This is a genomic window from Bartonella sp. TS82HLJMH, assembly GCF_042193495.1.
Classification (GTDB): Bacteria; Pseudomonadota; Alphaproteobacteria; order Rhizobiales; family Rhizobiaceae; genus Bartonella; species Bartonella grahamii.
Window position 1 is genome coordinate 18,146 of record NZ_JBHILU010000013.1, and the last position, 21,969, is coordinate 40,114.

General features: G+C 37.5%; 16 protein-coding genes and 1 riboswitch. Of the genes, 11 read left to right on the forward strand and 5 right to left on the reverse strand.

Annotated elements, in window-relative coordinates; all coding sequences use genetic code 11:
* Window position 1: 1 nt before the first annotated feature.
* On the reverse strand, window positions 2–1,114 hold the full coding sequence (gcvT, locus tag ACFIKO_RS07020; protein WP_375620114.1) for a glycine cleavage system aminomethyltransferase GcvT: 1,113 nt from the start codon (window positions 1,112–1,114) through the stop codon (window positions 2–4).
* Window positions 1,115–1,250: 136 nt separating this feature from the next.
* Window positions 1,251–1,348, reverse strand: a riboswitch (glycine riboswitch).
* Between the two features lie 446 nt (window positions 1,349–1,794).
* Between gcvT and ACFIKO_RS07025 the strand changes: the two genes are divergently transcribed.
* The 4 genes from ACFIKO_RS07025 (at window position 1,795) to ACFIKO_RS07040 (ending at window position 5,961) form a co-directional block, all read left to right on the forward strand.
* Complete coding sequence (locus tag ACFIKO_RS07025) at window positions 1,795–2,457, forward strand: LON peptidase substrate-binding domain-containing protein (RefSeq protein WP_375620115.1); 663 nt, start codon at window positions 1,795–1,797, stop codon at window positions 2,455–2,457.
* Window positions 2,458–2,470: 13 nt separating this feature from the next.
* Window positions 2,471–2,677, forward strand: coding sequence for a Trm112 family protein (locus ACFIKO_RS07030; RefSeq protein WP_375620116.1), 207 nt, complete (start codon window positions 2,471–2,473; stop codon window positions 2,675–2,677).
* Between the two features lie 609 nt (window positions 2,678–3,286).
* A complete protein-coding gene (locus ACFIKO_RS07035; protein ID WP_375673584.1) occupies window positions 3,287–3,667 on the forward strand; it encodes a helix-turn-helix domain-containing protein in 381 nt (126 codons plus the stop codon).
* Between the two features lie 1,262 nt (window positions 3,668–4,929).
* The gene (locus ACFIKO_RS07040; protein WP_375673585.1) at window positions 4,930–5,961 is read left to right on the forward strand and encodes an aspartate-semialdehyde dehydrogenase; all 1,032 of its coding nucleotides are present in this window, start codon (window positions 4,930–4,932) and stop codon (window positions 5,959–5,961) included.
* Window positions 5,962–6,244: 283 nt separating this feature from the next.
* On the opposite strand, the gene ACFIKO_RS07045 is transcribed toward ACFIKO_RS07040, so the two are convergent.
* Window positions 6,245–6,892, reverse strand: coding sequence for an SH3 domain-containing protein (locus ACFIKO_RS07045; protein ID WP_375620119.1), 648 nt, complete (start codon window positions 6,890–6,892; stop codon window positions 6,245–6,247).
* A 503-nt stretch (window positions 6,893–7,395) separates the two neighbouring features.
* Here ACFIKO_RS07045 and ACFIKO_RS07050 point away from each other — a divergent pair.
* From ACFIKO_RS07050 to ACFIKO_RS07060, 3 genes are read left to right on the forward strand one after another with little or no spacing between them, the layout of a single operon-like run.
* Window positions 7,396–8,214 carry a MetQ/NlpA family ABC transporter substrate-binding protein gene (locus ACFIKO_RS07050; protein ID WP_375620120.1) on the forward strand — a complete coding sequence of 273 codons (819 nt, stop codon included), beginning with the start codon at window positions 7,396–7,398 and terminating at the stop codon, window positions 8,212–8,214.
* A gap of 27 nt (window positions 8,215–8,241) precedes the next feature.
* On the forward strand, window positions 8,242–9,276 hold the full coding sequence (locus tag ACFIKO_RS07055; protein ID WP_375620121.1) for a methionine ABC transporter ATP-binding protein: 1,035 nt from the start codon (window positions 8,242–8,244) through the stop codon (window positions 9,274–9,276).
* The gene (locus ACFIKO_RS07060; protein WP_375620122.1) at window positions 9,269–9,928 is read left to right on the forward strand and encodes a methionine ABC transporter permease; all 660 of its coding nucleotides are present in this window, start codon (window positions 9,269–9,271) and stop codon (window positions 9,926–9,928) included. Before ACFIKO_RS07055 ends, ACFIKO_RS07060 begins: the two co-directional genes overlap by 8 nt.
* Window positions 9,929–10,826: 898 nt before the next feature.
* On the opposite strand, the gene ACFIKO_RS07065 is transcribed toward ACFIKO_RS07060, so the two are convergent.
* Complete coding sequence (locus ACFIKO_RS07065) at window positions 10,827–11,306, reverse strand: MaoC family dehydratase (protein ID WP_375673586.1); 480 nt, start codon at window positions 11,304–11,306, stop codon at window positions 10,827–10,829.
* Between the two features lie 163 nt (window positions 11,307–11,469).
* On the opposite strand from ACFIKO_RS07065, the gene ACFIKO_RS07070 reads away from it, so the two are divergent.
* Window positions 11,470–12,804, forward strand: coding sequence for an NAD(P)H-dependent oxidoreductase (locus ACFIKO_RS07070; protein ID WP_375620124.1), 1,335 nt, complete (start codon window positions 11,470–11,472; stop codon window positions 12,802–12,804).
* Window positions 12,805–13,512: 708 nt separating this feature from the next.
* Here the strand turns inward: ACFIKO_RS07070 and ACFIKO_RS07075 are convergent.
* The gene (locus ACFIKO_RS07075; protein ID WP_375620125.1) at window positions 13,513–13,869 is read right to left on the reverse strand and encodes a hypothetical protein; all 357 of its coding nucleotides are present in this window, start codon (window positions 13,867–13,869) and stop codon (window positions 13,513–13,515) included.
* 1,616 nt (window positions 13,870–15,485) lie between these two features.
* On the opposite strand from ACFIKO_RS07075, the gene ACFIKO_RS07080 reads away from it, so the two are divergent.
* Genes ACFIKO_RS07080 through ACFIKO_RS07090 form a run of 3 tightly spaced genes read left to right on the forward strand, consistent with a single transcriptional unit; the run spans window position 15,486 to window position 18,255 of the window.
* Window positions 15,486–16,229: a creatininase family protein gene (locus ACFIKO_RS07080; RefSeq protein ID WP_375620126.1), complete on the forward strand. Its 744-nt coding sequence runs from the start codon at window positions 15,486–15,488 to the stop codon at window positions 16,227–16,229.
* 21 nt (window positions 16,230–16,250) lie between these two features.
* Window positions 16,251–17,273, forward strand: coding sequence for a CobW family GTP-binding protein (locus ACFIKO_RS07085; protein WP_375620127.1), 1,023 nt, complete (start codon window positions 16,251–16,253; stop codon window positions 17,271–17,273).
* Window positions 17,274–17,283: 10 nt separating this feature from the next.
* Window positions 17,284–18,255, forward strand: coding sequence for a WD40 repeat domain-containing protein (locus ACFIKO_RS07090; protein WP_375620128.1), 972 nt, complete (start codon window positions 17,284–17,286; stop codon window positions 18,253–18,255).
* Between the two features lie 263 nt (window positions 18,256–18,518).
* Here ACFIKO_RS07090 and ACFIKO_RS07095 read toward each other — a convergent pair whose 3' ends face one another.
* Window positions 18,519–21,668, reverse strand: a complete 3,150-nt coding sequence (locus tag ACFIKO_RS07095; RefSeq protein ID WP_375673587.1) for an autotransporter outer membrane beta-barrel domain-containing protein — start codon at window positions 21,666–21,668, stop codon at window positions 18,519–18,521.
* Window positions 21,669–21,969 lie beyond the last annotated feature (301 nt).

Genomic DNA, 21,969 nt, shown 5'->3' on the forward strand with positions numbered 1-21,969 from the left:
ATCATCCTTTAAAATAACGTTGTTCAACAAAGGGAAGTGAATGAACTGATAATACAATCTTTTTGCCTCGCAGTTCTGTAAAGACTTGTGTCCCTTCAACTTTACAATCAACAGGAACATAACCCATCGCGACAGGACCATCAAAAGAAGGACCAAAACCACCTGATGTTACAACTCCAATCTCATTACCTTGATCATCAAGAAGCACCGCACCAGCACGAATAGGTTGGCGCGTTTGGGGTTTTAATCCAACACGACAACGAGCAGGTCCTTTTTGCAGCGCTTCAAGAAAAGCCTTCGCGCCATAAAATTGTGCTTTTTCTCGAACACTTTTAGGAACAGCCCATGTTAGAGCCGCATCAATAGGTGTCGTATCAGGGGTAATGTCATTTCCATGCAAACACAACCCTGCTTCTAACCGCAAGCTATCGCGTGCTGCAAGTCCAATCCACTCAACACGAGAATCACTCAGCAATTTTTCAGCCAACATATGCGCATGCCCTATAGGCAAAGCAATTTCAAAACCATCCTCTCCCGTATAACCAGAACGCGTTATAAACCAATCCTGTTGTGGTTCGAATCCTTGCATAAAGAACAATTCATTCCCTGGTAAATCGGCATCAGCAAGAACAGCTGCCGCTTCAGGACCTTGAAGAGCAAGCAATACCCTTTCAAGAGCAATCACTTGACATTCAAAATCAACCGCACGCTTTTCCAATTCTACAAAATCAGCCTGTGCATTCCCAGCATTGGCGACCAACATAAAACGGTCCTCTTCCAAACGTGTAATGATAAGATCATCAAGAATACCAGCTTGCTCATTAAGCAAGTAATTATACCGTGAGTGCCCAATCTTTAAGGCTGCTGCATCAATGGGAAAAGCATAGGACAAAAATTCCACGACTTGTGTCCCTTCAACAGCAATCAATTTCATATGAGAAATATCAAAAAGCCCTGCATGTGCACGCGTATGAAGATGCTCTTTTAAAACGCCAAGAGGATAAGTTAAAGGCATGTTCCAGCCCGCAAAAGCACCAAATTTTGCTCCTGCTTTTTCATGCAGATCATATAAAGGAAGTGTTTTTAAAAAAGATGTTTCTTGTGCTGTGCCCATAATAACTCCAAAGCTGCGCTAACGCCCACAGAATATGGCCGTCTCTGCCCCCTCTGTCATCAACCTGAGAGACTCGCGAAAAGATTTTTCGCTTACACCTTCGGCGCGGGCTCTCCCGACTTTCCAGATCTGCCTTCTTCCTTTTACGGTCCTTAAAGCCTGAGAGATTATGGGCTATTTCCCCTTCGGCGGCAATGCGAAAATTCGCAATCTGCACTCTCCCGCAAAAGAATGAAAGAAACAATAACGCTCTTTCCGGCATGTTCTAACCTATAACCTATCTTTATCACACTGTCATTAGTAAAGTGATGAAAATGTTCTCATTTTAAAACTTGCATAAGCTGCTTCAAAAGATTTATAATAGTATCCCTTTGAACCTTACAAAAATTGCAAGCAACACATTTTAGGAAATTTAATACAAAAATCAAAAGCTATAGACAAAAATACCTCTTGAAAATCATGCAAAACGTCACACACTAAAAAGATCGCAAAGCAATATTCTTTCTCGCGCAAGTTCAACCTTAAAGATAGGGTTTCATATTCTTTTTGAGAATAAGGGCTTCAAATATTTTATAAATATGATTTTAATGCACAAGAAGTGGGTTTTCTGCTTTCTCAATAGTGTCATAAATTGCGACTATTTACAGACTAAACTACCGAACAAAGGTGACAAAATACTCATGAAAGCTGGTAATATCTCTTACAATTGCGAAAATGATCTTCCAAAGCAAATTGCCCTTTTTCCTTTAGAAGGTGCACTCTTACTACCCGGTGGTTTTTTATCACTCAACATTTTTGAACCAGAATCACTTGAAATGATTGAAAACGTTATGGTAACCGATCGTCTATTAGGCATTATTCAACCACTTTCATCGGATACAAACCGCTTCTCTACACAACTTTATAAAACAGGCTGTATAGGGCGCATTACAAACTACAGTGAAACAGGAAATGGACAACTGTTTATTATCTTACAAGGTGTTTGCCGCTTCACCTTAGAACAAGAATTGACTAACACAAAATCCTATCGAACAGCTCTCATCCAATCAAACATAAAAGACTTGCAAGAATTTGATGTTGAAGAACGCATTAACCGAGAAAGCTTACTCGACGTTGTAGAAAAATATCTAACCATACATGAAATGGAATATAATTGGAGCAGTATCATAGAAGCCCCTACACCTATATTGGTTAATGCTTTTTCAGCTCTTATCCCCTTTACACCAGCAGAAAAACAAGCTCTCCTTGAAGCTCCAGATATCGAAAGCCGTGCCCAAACTCTTCTTGCGTTAACAGAACGCTCACTCATGAAACAAACAGGTACAGATTACCGTTTAAACTAATAAACGTTAAAACATGAAAAAAATGACCCCAGATCCAAAAATGCTCGAATTGCTCGTCTGTCCAATAACGAAAGGCACTCTCTCTTTCAACCGAAAAACACAAGAGCTTATTTCTCTCAAAGCCAAACTTGCCTATCCTATTCGTGATGGCGTTCCCATTATGCTTGCCTCAGAAGCGCGCCCTTTGCAAAACAATGAAAACGTAGCGTATAAAAAATAAGAAAATTTCGTTCATTTTTTCTGGAGAAAGCTGTTATCAATCACTGCTCTATAAAAAGCTCTCTTTTGCTCATACAACCTTTTTAATATTAGTGCTAATCCATCACACGCCAGTACCAGCATTCTCTTTACCAACTCCTAATGTTATACTTACTCTAAAAAGTCTTTTGCTTCTGAATGCGAAAAAAAGCTTCCGTTTTTATACACAATAAATGGATAAAGTCATATAGTTACAATTTTAAATATACCCCATAATGATCACTAAGAAATTGTCCTAAATTCCATCAAAATAAAGGGATGTATTGCAACAGTTGCATGTAAACTTTGCAAAAAACAACCAAACCAACTGCTGTCACTCTGGTTGACGATTTAAAGAAATTACCCTATGAATGAACTTGTGTTTTTGGTCGTATACGCAGCGATCAATAGGGCCTGGAAGCCCTAACATCGAACGCAGAATAAATTCGCTTTGCGGATATCCCGGAATTTCCGGGGGCTCTTGTTATGTCCAAGTGCTCTCAGCACTAAAAGCAAGAGGCTGATTCGATGTCAGCACTTCCAGACCCCGGAATACTAATGCGAGGGCGCTCGCACCCAGTGGGGGTATCAAGTGAAAGACAAAAATCTGCATTTTTACGATATTTCTTTAGGTAAAAAAATTCGCTTCAGAAAAAACGTTATGGGTTTTTCTCAAAAACAATTAGGGAGTCATTTGGGCGTAACGTTTCAACAAATTCAAAAATATGAAAAAGGCTTAAATCGCGTAAGTGCAAGACGTTTACAAGAAATTGCTAATATATTAGATGTTTCCGTTTCCTTCTTTTATGCTGATAACACAAAAAAAGAAGATCCCCTCTATCATTGTGATGACAGAATAGAAAGCAAAGCAGAATATTTACTTTTGAAAAGTTTCAGAATGCTGACCCGCAAAAAACAAAGGGCTATTTTACAGTTGATTTCTGGTGAAAAAAACGACCCCTTATTTTCATAAATTCACTGAAAGGACAATCAACGTCCTTAATAACATTGAAAAGAATTTTGACTGTCTCCCCACACCTCATGAGAACGAAAATTCTTAAATCTAATCTGGTCTGTAAATAGTCCGAATTCTAACGAGTTTAACTTAGCAATAGCGCTTTGATTTATAATGATAATCTAACGTTATGTATATTGAATAAGTGTCTCGAATATCATAAAATTCTTTCATTTCAAACTTGTTCTATATTGAATCAATCAAAATCACTTATTTGTACATTACAAGCAGAGTTGGCGTATGAATAAAAATGTACAAAAAGGCATATCTCTTATTAAATTATCTCACATACCAAGGACGTAGCCACATTGGGTACTGGAAAAATGTATGATGGTGCTAACTTGCTCTTTTATTAAACATAAATATGGGGGGTGTTCAACGGCTTTCCACTCATATGATTCACTTGAAACAAAAGGCTTGCCAAACAAGCCTAAGAATATTCCCACACACTTAAAAAAACACTTAAATATATCAAGAAAGCTTAAAGATCTTATACCACCATACTTCAAATAACGATATTTTATAGTATAACAGGATTAAAGTAAAAATAAGACACGAAAAAACTATATGTATAACTTTCATAAGAATTTATTTATATAATGGATACTTAATTTTATCCTGTTGTGCTATAAATTCTATCATTTAAGGTATGAGAATATGAAGCATGCATACCTACTTGAAACATTCAAATGTTTTTTAAGCGCCAAATGTCTTTTTAAATATTTTTAGGCTTGCTTGTTGAGCCTTAAGTTTCAAGTGAAAAATGGGAAGCCGCTAAAAGTAACCGCTAGAATCTGCCTGTTTACAGACTGAATAAGAAGCTTCGCTTTTAAAGGCATAGGGAGAAGATCAAATAATTCAACACTTAACAGATAAGGTATTAAAAGATTCCCCCAACGCAATACGTAATAACATCCTTAAAAAATTCAAAAGTGTGAAGGTAAACAATTGACAGAAGATAAGGAATTCACTTAATTAAAGTGCTCTCTAAAAGAGATAACAGTTTAGCGTACAATATTCAATTTTTCAATTCTGAAAGATTAAAAAGACGTATCATTTGAAATAAAACAATTTATTGTGCTGCTGATGATGATTGATGTGTACAAAATTGAGTTGTTGAAAATCAAAAATATAATTTAATGATGTTCCTTGACCAACTCACTCTCTCCTGAGTATAGCACGGGGAATAAACGTGGAGAGATATGAGGAGTATATAGAAAATGAGTTTTAAAGTTGCAATTGTCGGCGCAACCGGAAATGTTGGTCGTGAAATGCTTACAATTTTAGAAGAACGTGGTTTTCCTGCGCATGAAATTGTCCCTCTAGCATCACGACGCTCATTAGGACAAGAGGTTTCTTATGGAGATAAAACTTTAAAAGTAAAAGCACTGGATACTTACGATTTTTCTGACACAGATTTTTGTCTGATGTCTGCGGGAGGAAGCATTTCCAAAGAATATGCTCCTAAAATCGCTGCCGCTGGCTGTGTCGTCATCGATAATTCCTCCACGTGGCGCTATGATTCCAATGTTCCGTTGATAGTTCCTGAAGTCAATGCCGAAGCTATAAATACCTTTTCTAAACGTAATATTATAGCAAATCCTAATTGTTCAACAATTCAACTGGTCTTAGCTCTAAAACCTCTCCATGATGCTGCAATCATTAAACGTGTTGTTGTCTCTACATATCAGTCGGTTTCTGGAGCTGGTAAAGAAGGAATGGACGAACTTTTCGAACAATCACGTGCAGTTTTTGTTGCTGACCCAATTACATCAAAAAAATTCACTAAACGCATTGCCTTTAATGTCATTCCTCATATCGATGTTTTCATGGAAGATGGTTATACAAAAGAAGAATGGAAAATGACTGCTGAGACGAAGAAAATTCTCGATCCGAAGATTAAGTTAACAGCCACTGCTGTTCGGGTCCCTGTCTTTATCGGTCATGCCGAAGCTGTCCATGTTGAATTTGAAAAACCACTAAGCGTATCTGAAGCACAAGCGCTTCTCCGCGATGCTCCCGGTTGTCAGCTTATCGATAAACACGAAGATGGTGGCTATACCACACCTTATGAATGTACCGGAGAAGATGACACCTTTATTAGCCGCATTCGTGAAGATATCACCGTTGAAAATGGTTTAGCTTTCTGGGTTGTCGCCGATAATTTAAGAAAAGGAGCAGCATTGAACGCAGTTCAAATTGCTGAATTGCTCATTTCTCGTAATTTGATAAAGCCTAAGTCCGTAAATTAACGCCCTGTCCGAAAGGATGAAGAGCCCTAGCCGGTCTGTCAAAAGTCCGGCTTCTCTTCAGCAGAATCTTCCCCTGCTGGGGATTCATATCACCATCCTAAAGGACTGTAATTCGGGGTATTGATAAATTTTACTCTGAATATCCATAAATACCTCGCCACCTTAAGTTAATCATCGCCGCCTTAATGCCATTTTACGGTACAATAGGATCAGCAGCATGAAGCAAAAAATGCTTATGCTGCTGATCCTATTTGTTATTCCGATTGTGAAATTAACTTTACCCTTATCGAGCAGGATAAGTCACAACACGGTAACGCGTTTCATTACGTTCAAAATTTTTGTAATTGACATTATCAGGAAAGAAGGGATTATAAGCATTTACGTGCTTTACAGAAACTCCTTGTGCTTGGGGCGAAGGATTTAAAATTGTCCGTTCATCTCTTTTTTTGACACCTGTAGAATCGATAATCACATCTTTTCTGTAGAGTTTTTGTATGTTTTTCCGTGTTTTTTGAATCGCTGGAAGAGCTTTAAAATCAGAAACAACCTGTTTTACTTTTTCTTTTTTTACTTTTGGCGATTTTATCATAGCATTTAGCTTTACTGGCATCTTTGTAAAAGCGATGGTAGGAACATTATTGACATTGACATAACGTGCAGATGCCCAACCAACCTTTCCGTGATAACCAAGAGAACACCAAGTTTTATTGGATAGACAGCCATAAATTTGCACTTTTGCTCCCATTGGAACCATTGTGATCACTTTATAAGCTGTCGCAGGACCTGTGCGTAAAGATACCTGACCTGATGCAACACGAGCAACTGTTCCTGCAATGGTTCCAGCTTCCGCGTGAAAAGCAGTCACAGCCACCCCCGACGCTCCCAAAGCCCATAAAATCATTGTTGTTGATAAAAATTTTTTTCTTAACATTATTTTTCTTCCTCTCTCAAAATATGTGAAAGGCAAAATTTCGCCTTTGCAAAAATTTGCCGCGTTTAAATCCAATGATCAGCAACTTTTATTTCCCGCCCAAAAGACCCCACAACATTGCAACAAAATTTCTCTTTATTCCCCCTCTACACGAACACGGCCTTTTGATCTTGATTGCGCAGTATGTTCCTCATAAATTTACAGCTAAAGCATCATCTGATTGTCTGGTTCTTCAACCAATCGTCCCTTAAAGAAGTTTTTAAAGTGTTATTGGTTCCCTCAACAAATGATTGCAATAGAAGAATTGATTGCCTGAATTACAGAGAATGAATGATGATAAGCCCCAAAAATACTAAAAATAGAAGGAAAAATAATGCTATTTTAAAAATAAAAGTGATTGAATATTCTCTAAAGCTTGTATAACTTTAAATCTTCCAAAAAAAAATACAGAGTATATTGAAACTTCCCTCAAAAAATCTCTTGGACAAGAAAGTTAAAAGCACATGACATTAAATTTTTTTTCTCGTAGTCAGATTATAGGATTATTCCTCTCTCTCGTTGCACTTTTTTTATCTACTGCTTGCGTCATGGCTACAGACAAATCGAAAATCAAACTTGGTATTATGGAAGGGCGGGATGCGATTATTTGGAAAACTGCAGCTGAACAGGCTAAAAAAGCCGGTTTAGATATTGAACTCGTTTATTTTTCTGATTACGCTTTGCCTAATGACGCTGTTAACGCAGGAGAGATCGATGCGAATGCTTTTCAGCACGCCCCTTATCTTAATGAACAAATGAAACAACGTGGCTATAAACTTTCAATTGTCGGCTATACATTTATTGCTCCAATCGGTGTTTACTCGCACAAAATCAAAGACTTAAAAGATCTACGTGAGGGTGCACATGTTGGTATTCCGAACGACCCATCTAATGGTGGAAGAGCCTTACTTCTTCTCAATTCTTTAGGTCTCATTAAGTTAAAAGATCCTCATAATATTCTTGCATCTCCACTTGATATTATCGAAAATCCTAAAAACCTGCAAATTCGTGAGCTCGATGCTGGTATGTTAGGGCGAGCTATTGACGATTTTGATCTTGCAATTATAAACACAAACTGGGCTATTGTTTCTGGATTAAACTTCGAAAAAGATGTCGTCGCATGGGAGAGCGCAAAAAATAATCCTTATGATAATATCATCGTTGTACGCACGAGCGAAAAAGATGAGCCATGGGTTAAAAAATTAGTTGCCGCTTACAACAACGATCTTATCCGTGCAAAAATCAAAGAGATTTTTGGCAAAACCGCCCAAACTTCTTGGTAATTGTGCCAAATATCCGAGTAATTGTGAATGGAAAAACCTACTCTTATCTCCTTAAAAAACATCAGCCGTTGTTTTAACAAAACGGCTGGTGTTCCGGTGATTAATAACTTATCTCTCGATATCCATGCCGGTGAAATTCTTGGTATTATCGGTCGTAGTGGAGCAGGAAAATCAACACTTATCCGCTGTTTAAATGGGTTAGAGAAGATTGATGCAGGGTCCATTTTTTTTGAAGGTGTTGATATTTCAAATCTATCGGAGATAGAATGGGCGCCTTACCGTCAACGAATTGGGATGATTTTTCAACATTTCAACCTTCTTTCATCACAAAATATTCTTGATAACATTGCATTGCCGCTTAAATTAAGTGGTGTAAGCAAAAAACAACGCCACAAACGTGCTCTTGAACTAATTGAATTAGTTGGATTATATGGAAAAGAATATTGCTATCCGGCACAATTATCAGGGGGGCAAAAACAACGCGTTGGCATTGCTCGTGCGCTCGCTGCTAATCCTAAAATATTGTTATCAGATGAAGCCACCTCTGCTCTTGACCCTGAAACAACACAATCTATTCTAGAGCTCCTTGCTGATATTAATAAACACCTCAATCTCACGATTGTGCTCATCACCCATGAAATGGAAGTTGTGCGCACCATAGCGCATCGCGTTGTTGTGCTTAATCAGGGGAACATTGTAGAAGAAGGACGTGTGAAAGACATCTTTACGTCACCGCAAGACGATACAACCATAGCCATGCTCAAGCTTGTCACCCCGCAACTTCCTGAAAAATTTGCGAAAAATCTCAAACCAATCGGGCGAGAAGCTGTCATTGAAATCAATATTGCCGGTGAAATTGCCCAGCAGCCTTTTCTTCATCTTCTAGAAAATGAGAGTGGTTTAAAAGCACGTATTCTGCATGGTGGCATTGATACAGTTCAGGATGAAACCATCGGGCGACTCTTCTTGGCTCTTCCTGGAGAAGATAAAGAAGCTTTAGAAAAAGCTGTTCAATGGTTAACGAAAAAAGGACGATATTGTGAGGTCTTAGGCTATGTTTAATGTTTTGTCTCATGAGCTTCCCCAAGCTGTTATTGATACAATATTGATGACACTTAGTGCTTCTTTTATGGCATTTATTATAGGACTTCCCCTTGGTCTTCTTATTCACACAACAGCGCGCGGAGGGATTTTTTCCTCATCTCTCATCAATCGCCCTTTAAGCATGATCATTGACAGTATTCGTGCCATTCCCTTTATTATTCTTGCATTTTATCTTCTTCCCGTTACGCGTATCGTTGTAGGAAGAGGGATAGGAATGCCTGCTGTAATTTTTATACTGACCATTTCAGCTATCCCTTTTTATGCACGCATGGCGGAACTCTCTTTTAAAACCGTTGAAAACGGTCTCATTGAAGCAATCCGCTCTATGGGTGCAAGCCGTCTTCAAATTATCAGACATGTTCTTATTCCTGAAGCTCTCCCTAGCCTGATTACAGGTTTTACAGTCATGATCATTTCTCTCATAGGAGCCACCTCACTTGCTGGATATCTTGGTGGAGGCGGTTTAGGGGATATGGCAATCCGCTATGGCTATCAACGCTATAATACCTTCATCATGACCATTGTCATCATTCTTTTGATCATGCTCAATATTATAACCCAATGGACTTCTGATAAAATCGTACAAAAACTTGATAAAACAAAGCATTAAAAGACTTAGAATTTCACATACCAGTACCATCATCCTCTTTGCCACTTATCCAAGCGCAACAACCCTTGGCTATCGGAAACGATCATAAGGGATTAGGAACTTTTTTCTTAAACAGTTTTTATCTCTCCCCATCCGTTTGTAACATGAAAGAAAATAGTTTTAATGGCTTTAATATAAAAGGGAATGAAATGAGAGATCTTACAATATTTGAGCCCCTCTCTTAACATAAAAATGATAAATTATCATGTTAAATTAAGACATTGGTCACGACCTTTCCGAACCTTAGACAACATATTGAATGAGAGCTCTAAATACCGTAAGGTTCTCTCATTCCAAATCTGTTCCATATCGAAACCTCTCGCTTGCATGTTACAAGCAGGAAGAGCCATGTGAGTAAAAACTATACAAGCAATGAAGGCGTACCTCTTATGAATTATCTCAAGCGCCAAAACCTGTCTTAACATTGGGTGCTAGCATATAATACGATAATACCGGTTTTCTTCTTCACAAGCATAAAGATATGGGGTGCTCAATGGCTTTATCGTTATACTATTCACAGGGCGCTATTGCGAAATGGGTATGACGAGCGTTGAACGATATTTCTTTAAAATAAGCCCATGAATTGGCAACGCAAGTATATTCCATTTGAAGCATTCTGTTTTATGTGAGGGCTGTGATCCCATTAAAGAATGCTATAAACAAAAGCGTGAGGCAATGCACTATTTTCATTAGGAAACTCCTCTTCAAAACGATCTAGGAAAGATAGCAATCTGCTATGGCTAAACGCTATGATAGCCCACCATATCCATCATCCCATAGATTATTATTACTATTATCATTGAAGAAACTTCTAATAGAATTGTACAAAAATTTTATAAAATAAAGCACTCAAACTAATCTAGATATTGGAAGATTTTTCTCTCATCACTGCCACAATAAGCCATTGAGCCGTAAGAGCTGGTTTTTTTAACTGTTCAATTTCCACCGTAACCCCATAATGGAAAACCACTCGACCAGAAGGGCGAATTTCTGCATCATCTAACACAAAACGCGCACGTACCCGTACCCCTGTTTTCACAGGACTCATGAAGCGTACTTTATCGAAACCATAATTAATCCCCATTGTGCTCCCTTCCAACTCTGGAAGAGCCTCATAAGCGAGCGTAGACAAAAGCGATAATGTTAAAAAACCATGAGCAATTGTGCCCCCAAAAGGTGTCTTTTTAGCCTTTTCTTCATCAACGTGTATCCATTGATGATCATCTGTAGCACATGCAAACTGATTAATCATATCCTGTGTAACAAGACGCCACCCCGATAATCCCACTTCTTTCCCAATAAAACTGGTGACATCTTGTACTGTTATTTTTTGCTGCATAACGCTATTCCTATTTTGTTTGATAAAAGCAACCACCCCTCTTGCTTTTATAAAATCCATTGATTAGAGCATCAAGAATAAAAGATTAATTGTCTTAAAAACAAATACACCTTATGAATGAGAAAAGTTCTTTAGCAGAATAGTTTTCAAATGGGAAAAAAGAATGGCAAGCAATGTGAACCTAACAGGTTTAGCGCATGATTTGAAACAACGTGCAGAAAAGCATCCCCCCATCCGTATCGGACTGATTGGTTGTGGTGAAATGGGCACAGATTTATTATCAAGTATTGCGCATATGGATGGTATAACAGTCGCTGCAGTAGCCACTAGGACGCCGTCACGTATTTTTGATGCCGCTAAAATAGCCTATGGCGAGGATGGACATGTCTGTGAAGTTGAAAATACTTATGCTCTCACGAAAAGCATTGAAAAAAATTTGATTGCAGCAACAGATGATATTAACCTTGTTTTACGTCATGAACAAATTGATATTATCGTTGATGCAACAGGCTATCCCGAAGCAGGAGCAGAAATTGGTATCAAAGCGCTTGAGAATAACAAACATCTTGTCATGATGAATGTTGAAGCAGATGTTACAATTGGCGCTTATCTCAAATATGAAGCAGAAAAACGAGGGCTCATTTATACACTTGGTGCCGGAGATGAACCAACTTCTTGTATGGAACTCATAGAATTTGTTTCAGCCCTTGGACATAAGATTGTTGCAGCGGGTAAAGGAAAAAATAATCCTCTGCACTTTGATGCTACACCTGATGCTTACGAAGAAGAAGCATTCCGGCGTAATATGAATGTGCGCATGTTGGTTGAGTTTATTGATGGTTCCAAAACGATGGTTGAAATGGCAGCAATTGCCAATGCCACTGGGCTTCTCCCCGATTGCCCAGGAATGCATGGACCACGAGCAGCGCTGCAAGATTTAAACAAAGTGCTTATCCCAAAACAAGATGGAGGCATTTTGCAGCAATATGGTATTGTAGATTATTCAACAGGCCAAGGTGTTTCCCCAGGTGTCTTTGTTATTGCAGAAATAGCACACCCACGTTTACGCGAACGTATGGAAGATTTAAAAATTGGCCAGGGGCCTTATTTCACCTTTCACCGCCCCTATCATTTAACAGCAATGGAAGTTCCCCTCACCTGCGCACGCGTTATGCTTTATGGCAAAAAAGATATGGTTCCTCTTAGCCATCCCGTAGTAGAAGTCTGTGCTGTCGCTAAAAAAGATTTACATCCAGGCGATCAGCTAGACTTTATCGGTCTTTATACTTATCGCGCTTGGATAATGAACATCGCAGAAGCACACGCTCACCACGCCATTCCTTGTGGTCTTTTAGAAAAAGCAACAGTAACAGCTGCAATTAAAAAAAACGAACTCATTACAATACATAATACTGCTATTCGTGAAGATCAATGGATTGCGCGTCTTCGTGCTAAACAAGACCTTTTACTTCATGGCCCTTCTTCCGCTAAGCTATAAATACTCCTGAATTACCTTACTTAACAGTATCCTTCCCTTACGCAACAGAATAACCCAGAATACACTTCTATCGCAAATACAGGTTTATGTTTTAATAAAAGCATTTTCCAACGATGCACATCACCACTTCCCTCTCACAATATATCCCGTAAATGCGACAGTATAAACCACTCCATAAGATGGCATAAGATTCATTGTGTATTACTATCTTTACTCTATAAAGATACAAACCAGCACCATCATTTATTTGCCAATACTACAACAGCCCTTGAACCTTAGAGATAATTCATGAGAAGAATTTTTACTCTTTTTTTTAATAATTTTATCCATACACGAACGCAATTTGTGATACGTAAAAAATACTTTTGATGGATTTAACATAAAAAAATTAAAAAGGATAAGATATGCTTTTGATGAATAATCTTCATATGAGAAAAGGTAGACAATATTAAAAGACTGATAAAGGGAGTGAGTATAATAACCTTATTACTAGGGAATAACCATAAACTGTAAAAAAATCAGGTTACACTAATTTGTAAAAAAACACAAATGTAGGATCTTGAACTTTAATAATGTTAATAAAAGCTACATTTAGTATTAAGAGTAGTGATTTTATTATCCAATACAGTATAAATAAGTTCAAATATTTATTTTTTCAAAATCATGAAGCGAACAGAAAGATCATCGACTTTGTCGATGATCTTTCTGCTAAAGTGTAGTAAATATTCCCCAAAGAGATACAACAGCACCTAATACATCCCCAACACATAAAGAAGCAAGAAGTGATAAAATACCTATTCCCCCCCAAAAGGCTGCACCTGAAAAGGCAGCAGTTTTTTCAGCTTTCCCCAAAGCAATGCCATCTTGTGCCTCAACGCCTTGAATAACAGCTCTATCCACAGCTTTAATAGCTACATTTTTTTCTAGTGTAGAAATAGTAACTGCCGCTCTCTCTTGAAATTGATTTTTTACAAAACTTGCATTTCCCTCTATAGTTTGTACAAAAAAGAGAATAAATAGTGTAAAAGTAAATGAACATACACGATTTTTAAATATTTTAAACATAGCTTTCTTTGCTCCTCTTTTCTTCACTGAAAAAATGAAAGAATATTCACATATATAAAAAACTTATATTATACATATAACACATTATGTATTGTTTGTAAATACAGAAAAACAACAAAAGATAAAAAATAATTTATTCATTTAAAATTTTGTAAATAATTTAAAATGTAATTAACTTTTAAAGAAATATAACTTTAAAAACTGTCAATATAATTATAATTATTCTATTATTTCAATAAAATAAAAATGAAATAGTACTTAATGGATTTTTATTATATCACTCATCAATAAACTTTAAAATAAAATTGATAGCGAAAAAACTCGATCTAAAACAAATCTATCCTAATAAATAAAACTTAAAATAGTGTATTATTTTTCTATAAAACAGTTAAAAATGTAAAAATCAATTAAGATTTCTATTTTCAAATAGAAAAGACGTTAATAAAATAATTCTCTTTGAAATAAAGTTTGGGCAATATTCACATAACTGTCTGCAATTTGTGCAAAATAAATAATTAATCAAATGCTTGAAAGAGAAGTGGTAGAGAAACTTACTAAAAAATTGCATTTTTGAAATACTAACTTAAGTAAGCGCATTGAAAAAATAACGCCATGAAAACTGATATTGAATGAGAGAGCTCGCTATTGTAGGATTCTCTTAATTTTAACTCTGTTTATATTGAATTAATCAAAATTCTTCACTTTCAAAGCACAAAATAAAACGATGTATGTGTAAGCACACTTGAAGAAAAGAAAATATCACTTATGAGATATTTTAACTATCAAGCGCTGTTAACACATTATTTAAAACTGGCAAAGTGAATGGTGGTATCCATTTTTACTGTAAAAATATAAATATAATATATAGATTTTATATTATGAGGCTTTACCGTTATACCATTCACGAACAGTGTCGCAAAATAGGCTTGGATACCTTGGGAAATGTTTCTTTCAAACAAGCGTATCAATGTGCAACACAATGGCATTCTGTTTATCATGTATCCAACGGTGTTTCTTTTTTAATCATCTTATAAACTCATCGAGATCTCTGAGATTGCAAGTTCATCTTACGTGATTTTTTTCCTTTATATTCATTTTTTCTTATGAACACTAAAGTCTGTTAAGACACTATCCAAAATAAAGTCAATCAACAAACATTTCTATTCTTTTTTAATATACGGATACTTAAATTAAGAAGTTATAACTCCTGATTGCAACAATAGAAATACTTTGGTTATCCTCGCGCAATAGTAAAAATAAAAATCTGCAACTTACAGAAAAAATTGCGTTTTCAATAAACGATGAAAAAATTATTTTTCATTACATGATGTGAATTATTTAATATATATAAATATTTACTTATTAAAAATGAGAATATGCATCAGAAAGTCTTACCAAAGATAGCTATCTTTAGAAAGATCGCCTCGTATTACAAAAAAATTGAGTTGGCTTTACTCAATAAAATCTTCACAATTGTTTGACAATGCTCTCATTTTTATAGCATCCATATGTGATGTAAAAAGACGCCTATTTGCGTTTCTCTTATAGATAGATTAAATAGTGACAGCACCTTTGATCATTTTTTCTGTGTTAACTTCTCTTTTGGGCAATAATTTATGGTATCTAACACGCCTTTTCTCGCTCTTTTACCTTTGGGCGCACACGAATATCACGGAGAGCACCTTCCCTTCGAAACCGACTGGATCATTGCTGAAGCTTTTGCAAAAGCCCTCACTTTACAAACAAAAGAGCAATTTCATATCGCACTTTTACCGGTTGAAAAGATTGGCTATTCCATAGAACATATAGATGTTACAGGCACACAAACCCTTACCTTTTCTGATGCGATTAAGCGATGGATAAAGATTGGTGAAAACTGTTATCACAAAGGGATCAACCGTCTTCTTCTTCTCAATGCTCACGGAGGCAATTCACCCTTAATGAGCATTGTTATCACCGAATTACGGAGGCGTTTTTCAATGCTTGCGGTAGCAACAAGTTGGAGCCGTTTTGGTTTGCCACAAGGTCTCATGGAGCCTTTTCAACAGCATCTTGATATCCATGGAGGATTTATCGAAACCTCTTTAATGCTCTATTTAGAACCGGAAAAAGTTCATATGGAAAAGGCAAAAAATTTTCATAATAAACAAGCGGATATGATTGCCAATTATCGTTATTTACGCGCTTATGGTCCTCATGCCTTTGGCTGGACAATGCGAGATCTAAATACGCAAGGTGCGGCAGGAAACGCAAGCAAAGCAACACCACAAGCCGGTGAAGCAATATTTTTTCATGTTCTGTCTCAGCTTCGTGATTTACTTGATGATATCAATCGATTTAACATAAACACATGGCAATAAAGAACAATAAAAGGTCTCTCCATGGAAACGACACACCCCAAAAAACTTCCTGTTACGGTTCTCACAGGCTATCTTGGTGCAGGAAAAACCACCCTTCTCAACCGCATTCTCAGTGAAAATCATGGCAACCGTTATGCCGTCATTGTCAATGAATTTGGTGAAATTGGTATTGATAATGACCTGATCATTGAATCAGATGAAGAAATTTATGAAATGAATAATGGCTGTGTTTGTTGCACCGTGCGTGGTGATCTCATTCGCATTCTGGAAAGTTTGATGCAACGTTCTCATCGATTTGATGCGATCATTATAGAAACAACAGGGCTTGCAGATCCCGTTCCCGTAGCACAGACCTTTTTCATGGATGATACGGTCCATGAAAAAACAGCTCTCGACAGTGTCATAGCGATCGTTGATGCAAAGCATTTGCCCTCTCAACTGAAAAAAAGTCGTGAAGTTGAAGAACAAATTGCGTTTTCTGATATTGTTCTCTTAAATAAAATTGATCTTGTCAGCGAAGAAGAACGTGCACATGCGCAATCGCTCATTCTTGCAATTAATCCCAGAGCCATAATTTACGCAACAGAGCGCGCTAACATCCCTCTTGATAAACTCCTCAATCGAGGGTTCTTTGATCTCCAACGCACTTTAGATAATGATCCCCATTTTCTTGACCATCAGCACGCAGACCATGTCTGTGGTCCCGATTGTAATCATGATCATGCACATCACCACAAATCCACCATTCATGATATTACAATAACCTCTGTAAGTTTAAAAACAGGTGCTCTACAACCAGAAAAGTTTTTCCCTTGGATCCAACAGATTACGCAGCAACAGGGACCTGATATCTTACGTCTCAAAGGCATTATCGCCTTTCAAAGAGACGATGATCGTTATGTCATTCAAGGTATACACATGCTTCTTGAGGGACAACATCAACGTCCATGGCGTGAAGATGAAAAACGAGAAAGTCGCCTTGTTTTTATAGGACGCTCTCTTGATGCTGAAAAATTAAAAACTGGTTTTGAAAATTGCGCATAAGTGAGTGATAATGCCAAACATTACCCATTATGATCTCAAAAGTTACTGCCTTTCTTGCGGTTTTATAGGCAATAAACCAGCTTTTGTTTCCGTAGAAGGTTTCATTGTTTTGTTTAATCCAACCCCACAAATCTTTGAAGTTCACAAAGGAATAATTTCAAGCCATTTTTCCCATGACAATACCGCGATCATCACAGGTGGAGAAGATGGAAAAGTCTGTCAAACAACCGCAGCGGGACATACAGAAGTACTAAGCCAAAAAGAACGCAAATGGATAAACAACGTTGCTTTTGGTCCACAAAAAGCTTTTGCTTTTTCCTCCTCACGTTTCGCATTTGTGCATGTTGGAAAAGAACGACAAGAGCTTACACATGAACGCAGTGTAGAATGCCTCGCTTTTGCCCCAAAAGGTCTACGACTTGCCGTTGCCCATTACAATGGAGTTACTCTTCATTGGTTATCAACGCAAATATCTCCCACCACATTGGTATGGAAAGGAGCTCATTGTGGCGTCACCTTCTCGCCAGACAACCGCTATGTCATTTCTACCATGCAAGAAAACGCCCTCCATGGCTGGCGTCTCACTGATAATCAGCATCTCCGCATGAGTGGCTACCCAAGCAAAGTCAAAAGCTGGTCTTGGAGCGTGAAGGGAAAATGGTTAGCAACATCCGGTGCATCAGCAGCCATTGTCTGGCCCTTTCATACAAAAGATGGCCCCATGGGAAAAACACCACTAGAACTAGGAACACGAGCAAATGCGCTTGTTAGCACCGTTGCATGCCACCCACGCAAAGAAATTGTAGCAATAGGCTTCAATGATGGAATGATTTTGTGTGCACATTTTCATGATGGAAAAGAAGTCCTTCTAAAAGGTTATGGGAAAAGTGCTATCTCAGCACTCAACTGGGATCAGACAGGGTACAACCTCACCTTTGGTAGCGAAAATGGTGAATGTGGTATAATCAATATCACTGATTAAACCAAGCACCAACAAGCGCAACCATCGCTGATAAAAATTGCCTACGCAATCCCCCAGAAGCAATTGCGCATGAAACCCATCTTCCTCTCTAAAAAATAAACACACTTACGAGGCGTTTTCAATCACAAACCAAAGAAATCATATATTGTGGACCTTTTTCATCAAGACAAAAGAACCATTTAGAAAAGATAAGAGAAGATTTTAATAAAGTAAAAGGCAGCATTTTCTACTGCCTTTTTTATAAAAGGACATATCATACTTTGTCAAAAAAGGTGGCGCAAACCAGCAGAGAAACTTGCTCCAGAAAACCCTGCTTTTGTCAGTTTATGCTGATAATTTATATCTCCATAAAGAGAAAGTTTTGAAGAAAGACGCGCATTAAAACCAAGCCCTGCTTCCAAAGAAGAACCAAAAAAACCTAATTGGAAATCGTTTTTAAAAGAAACAAATTGCTTATCTTCAAAACTATGCAAATAAGAAAGCTTACTATAAAAAGAAACGACACGTCCCTCTTCAGAAACATTAAGTGTCTTGCTTAAACGCCCACCAACACGCCCCACCCATTGATGAAATTTTCCTAAATCAACATCAATATTATCAACATCATGTACCGGATTAAACTGAAGATGCTGATAAACAACCTGAATCTGCGGATCAAAAATAACACCTTTATACCCTGTTGCAAACGTTCTGCCACTTTTTAAAGAACCGCTAAACTGTTTACCCTTTAACGCTACAACCTTGCCCCGTGCTAGTGTCAAAACATCTCCCTTAAAAAGTCCATACGATAATACTCCATCGATATAAAAACCCGTATCATGCTGTAAACTTCCATAGGCTCCAACAGACCATTTATCAAATGCGCTTTTTTTGCTTTGTTCAACATCCTGTGGGTTTAGAGAGAGGTTTCCATAGTTCCCCAAAGCCCCAAAGAATGTACGACTGTATAAACTCTCAGTCTCGTTTAACAAAACACCTGCTTCCAATGCACTATAATCGAGTTCTGCTCCATAGCCATATTCAAAAGCAGATAAATTGGAAGCATAATGATGACTACCACCATAAGCATGCAGAAAAAAGGCTGGCTTTTCATCATCCTTCCAAGAGGAATGAAAAGCATTCCGCATTGTCTCTACCGTCTTATTTTGCGTGGCCATATCCACTAAACCAGCATGAAATAAGGTATTTGGCAAAAGAAGATAAGTTGGCAATTGAGGAACAACAGCTCTAATTTGGAGATTAGACTGAACATTAAGCGACATAGGAAGATTAGACGAAGGATCAACAGGATCAGAAGATGTAGAAGGCTTTGGTTCAACAGAGGCAGAAGCAGGAGAAATAGAATCTGTAGATGAAGGAGATGCCGAAACAGAAGGCAAGTCAGACATCAACAACGTAGGAAGTGGATCGGGGGGCGAAGGGGTAGGATCAACAGGATCAGAAGATGTAGAAGAAGAAGGAGGGTCAGACATAAACGACGTAGAAAGTTGATTGGGGCGTGGAGGATCGACAGGATGAGATAATGAAAACGAAGAAGGTTTACCAAATGGACCATTATAAGAACCTATTCTAGAAGAAATATAGATCCCTTCGAGTCGGAAATCCCAAAAATCCCCCTCACCTTCCACTAATCTTTTCGTAGCATCTGCTTCTCCAAAGGGCGAACCTGGACCATAACCACGAATACGATATTGATAAGGAAAACCTTTCACCGTAGTATAACCATCATAACCATTGGCGAGTCGAAAAGAACCTGCCTGCGCTGTTCCAGCAACTTGAATGAGTGAAATGCTTTGATCTCTTCCCTCATAGACTTCTTTACTTGCATATTTTGGAAAATTTTGCACATGAATGAATGTCGTTCCAGAAACATCCCCATAGATCAATATGCGATCCGTCTTTTGGGGATCAAACAAACCCTCATCATTCAAAAATGCATTCAACCTAATCTGAGCGTTTCCCTCAGCACTATAGACTTTTTTATCTTTTGATGCGAGAATTTTATCTCCTGCACCTATATCTGCTTTTTTTCCAATGCGTAGCGTTTGATAACCACTATCTTCATCAAAGATCAATGTGCTATTGGAAAGACTTAGAGAAGAAAGCGATGAAACAGATTCTTGTAAACCGTTGTATTTACTTTTAGTAAGATACCATTTTGAATAACGAATTAACTCTAAATCAATAACCGATCTATCCTCAACACGTGTACCTCCTGTAAGAGAGGAAGCGTTTGCTTTCACCAATAGAGAAGCATTATTTTCAGCTTTTAGCAACAAATCACCAGAGATTTTTGTTCCATCCGATAATTCAAGAATACCTTCAGCCCTATAGCCTCTATCCCCCTTCGCATAAATCGCAATAGCATCTGGAACTGTCATATTTGCCTGTGACAAATAAACAAATGCCTTCCCCGTGAGAACTGTTTTGGTTTCTAAAACTTTTTCATTATCTCGTTGCCTAGTCATCTTAGCAAGCTCTTCTGGAGCTAAAACATTAAAATACAGACCATGTACTCCATCCCCTTTCACAGAAATATCATTTTTTTCTATCTTAATACTTGTATTCTTAAAGACATCTGGCGAAACATATTTTTGAATTAATTTGCCCTTATCGTCTACATAACCTGAGAAATTTTTAATCACGAATCCATGCATATTGTTAAGATGAATAAAACCGTTTTTCAAATGAACATCCCCCCCTTGAAAAACCTCAAAAGCTTCAGGCACCGCCCCCATAGCGCCATCACCATCTGTTCTAGCTTCCTCGCTCCTTCCTTTCCCCGTAATACACATAGTATCAAGAATATAGCCCCCTCCAAACCGAGTTGAAAATGAGCCAATCTGATTAAAATTAACGGTACCTTCTGACATTCTAACCATTGCATCAAAACCACTCATAATACCGATCCCTTTTTCCTTCAAATTATCTGGCTCAATATCGATATTCACACTCACTAAAGCAATATCCGTTTCTTTCCCCCATGCATAAATAGCATGTGAAGCACCCTTAATTTCCCCTACCGTCATGCTAATAACTGCATTTTGAGCACGAAGAGCAGGTATATCCTTAAAATCTGCAGCTGTTAGATTAAGTTTTCCACCATTTCTTACATACGCCCCATAGGCAGATATTTTATCTGAATTATCGCCATAAACTGTTATCTGAGAGGCATTAACAACAGTGCCAGCTTTTTCTACATATATAGCTGCAATAGGCGAAGCCTCCTGAGAATTCTTTAAGTAATAAACTTTATCTGCGAGAAAGTGTATTTTTCTATCATCGCATTTATAAAATGCCTCTCCTGCATCACCTGAAGAGCCTGCAGCACTAACATAAGTAACCTGCAAAAAATAAAGAATAGCTGTTGTAAAGTTACACAAAAATACATGTTTTTTAAATACATAAGCCATAACTCTTCCCGACTCCTATTCCCATATTTTATTCATTTAAGAATAATATCTATATTTAGACTAACAAACTTCTTAAATATAATAAATATAAAACTAAAGATCTACTTTAAATACTTAATATAACAATATACACTTATATATAAATTACTATATAGTTTATGTATAGCTAAAAATGATATTGTAACCCGCCTGAAAAAATAGTCTCTGAAAAACCATCTTTGCTAATTGGCTAAGACGATGTTGATAAGTTACATCTCCATACAATGCAAAATGTGAAGACAACTGAGTATTTAACCCAACT

Coding starts and splice junctions, on each gene's coding strand:
- gcvT (WP_375620114.1), bottom strand. CDS start 1,114: ATGGGCACAGCACAAGAAACATCTTTTTTAAAAACACTTCCTTTATAT.
- ACFIKO_RS07025 (WP_375620115.1), top strand. CDS start 1,795: ATGAAAGCTGGTAATATCTCTTACAATTGCGAAAATGATCTTCCAAAG.
- ACFIKO_RS07030 (WP_375620116.1), top strand. CDS start 2,471: ATGAAAAAAATGACCCCAGATCCAAAAATGCTCGAATTGCTCGTCTGT.
- ACFIKO_RS07040 (WP_375673585.1), top strand. CDS start 4,930: ATGAGTTTTAAAGTTGCAATTGTCGGCGCAACCGGAAATGTTGGTCGT.
- ACFIKO_RS07045 (WP_375620119.1), bottom strand. CDS start 6,892: ATGTTAAGAAAAAAATTTTTATCAACAACAATGATTTTATGGGCTTTG.
- ACFIKO_RS07050 (WP_375620120.1), top strand. CDS start 7,396: ATGACATTAAATTTTTTTTCTCGTAGTCAGATTATAGGATTATTCCTC.
- ACFIKO_RS07055 (WP_375620121.1), top strand. CDS start 8,242: ATGGAAAAACCTACTCTTATCTCCTTAAAAAACATCAGCCGTTGTTTT.
- ACFIKO_RS07060 (WP_375620122.1), top strand. CDS start 9,269: ATGTTTAATGTTTTGTCTCATGAGCTTCCCCAAGCTGTTATTGATACA.
- ACFIKO_RS07065 (WP_375673586.1), bottom strand. CDS start 11,306: ATGCAGCAAAAAATAACAGTACAAGATGTCACCAGTTTTATTGGGAAA.
- ACFIKO_RS07070 (WP_375620124.1), top strand. CDS start 11,470: ATGGCAAGCAATGTGAACCTAACAGGTTTAGCGCATGATTTGAAACAA.
- ACFIKO_RS07075 (WP_375620125.1), bottom strand. CDS start 13,869: ATGTTTAAAATATTTAAAAATCGTGTATGTTCATTTACTTTTACACTA.
- ACFIKO_RS07080 (WP_375620126.1), top strand. CDS start 15,486: ATGGTATCTAACACGCCTTTTCTCGCTCTTTTACCTTTGGGCGCACAC.
- ACFIKO_RS07085 (WP_375620127.1), top strand. CDS start 16,251: ATGGAAACGACACACCCCAAAAAACTTCCTGTTACGGTTCTCACAGGC.
- ACFIKO_RS07090 (WP_375620128.1), top strand. CDS start 17,284: ATGCCAAACATTACCCATTATGATCTCAAAAGTTACTGCCTTTCTTGC.
- ACFIKO_RS07095 (WP_375673587.1), bottom strand. CDS start 21,668: ATGGCTTATGTATTTAAAAAACATGTATTTTTGTGTAACTTTACAACA.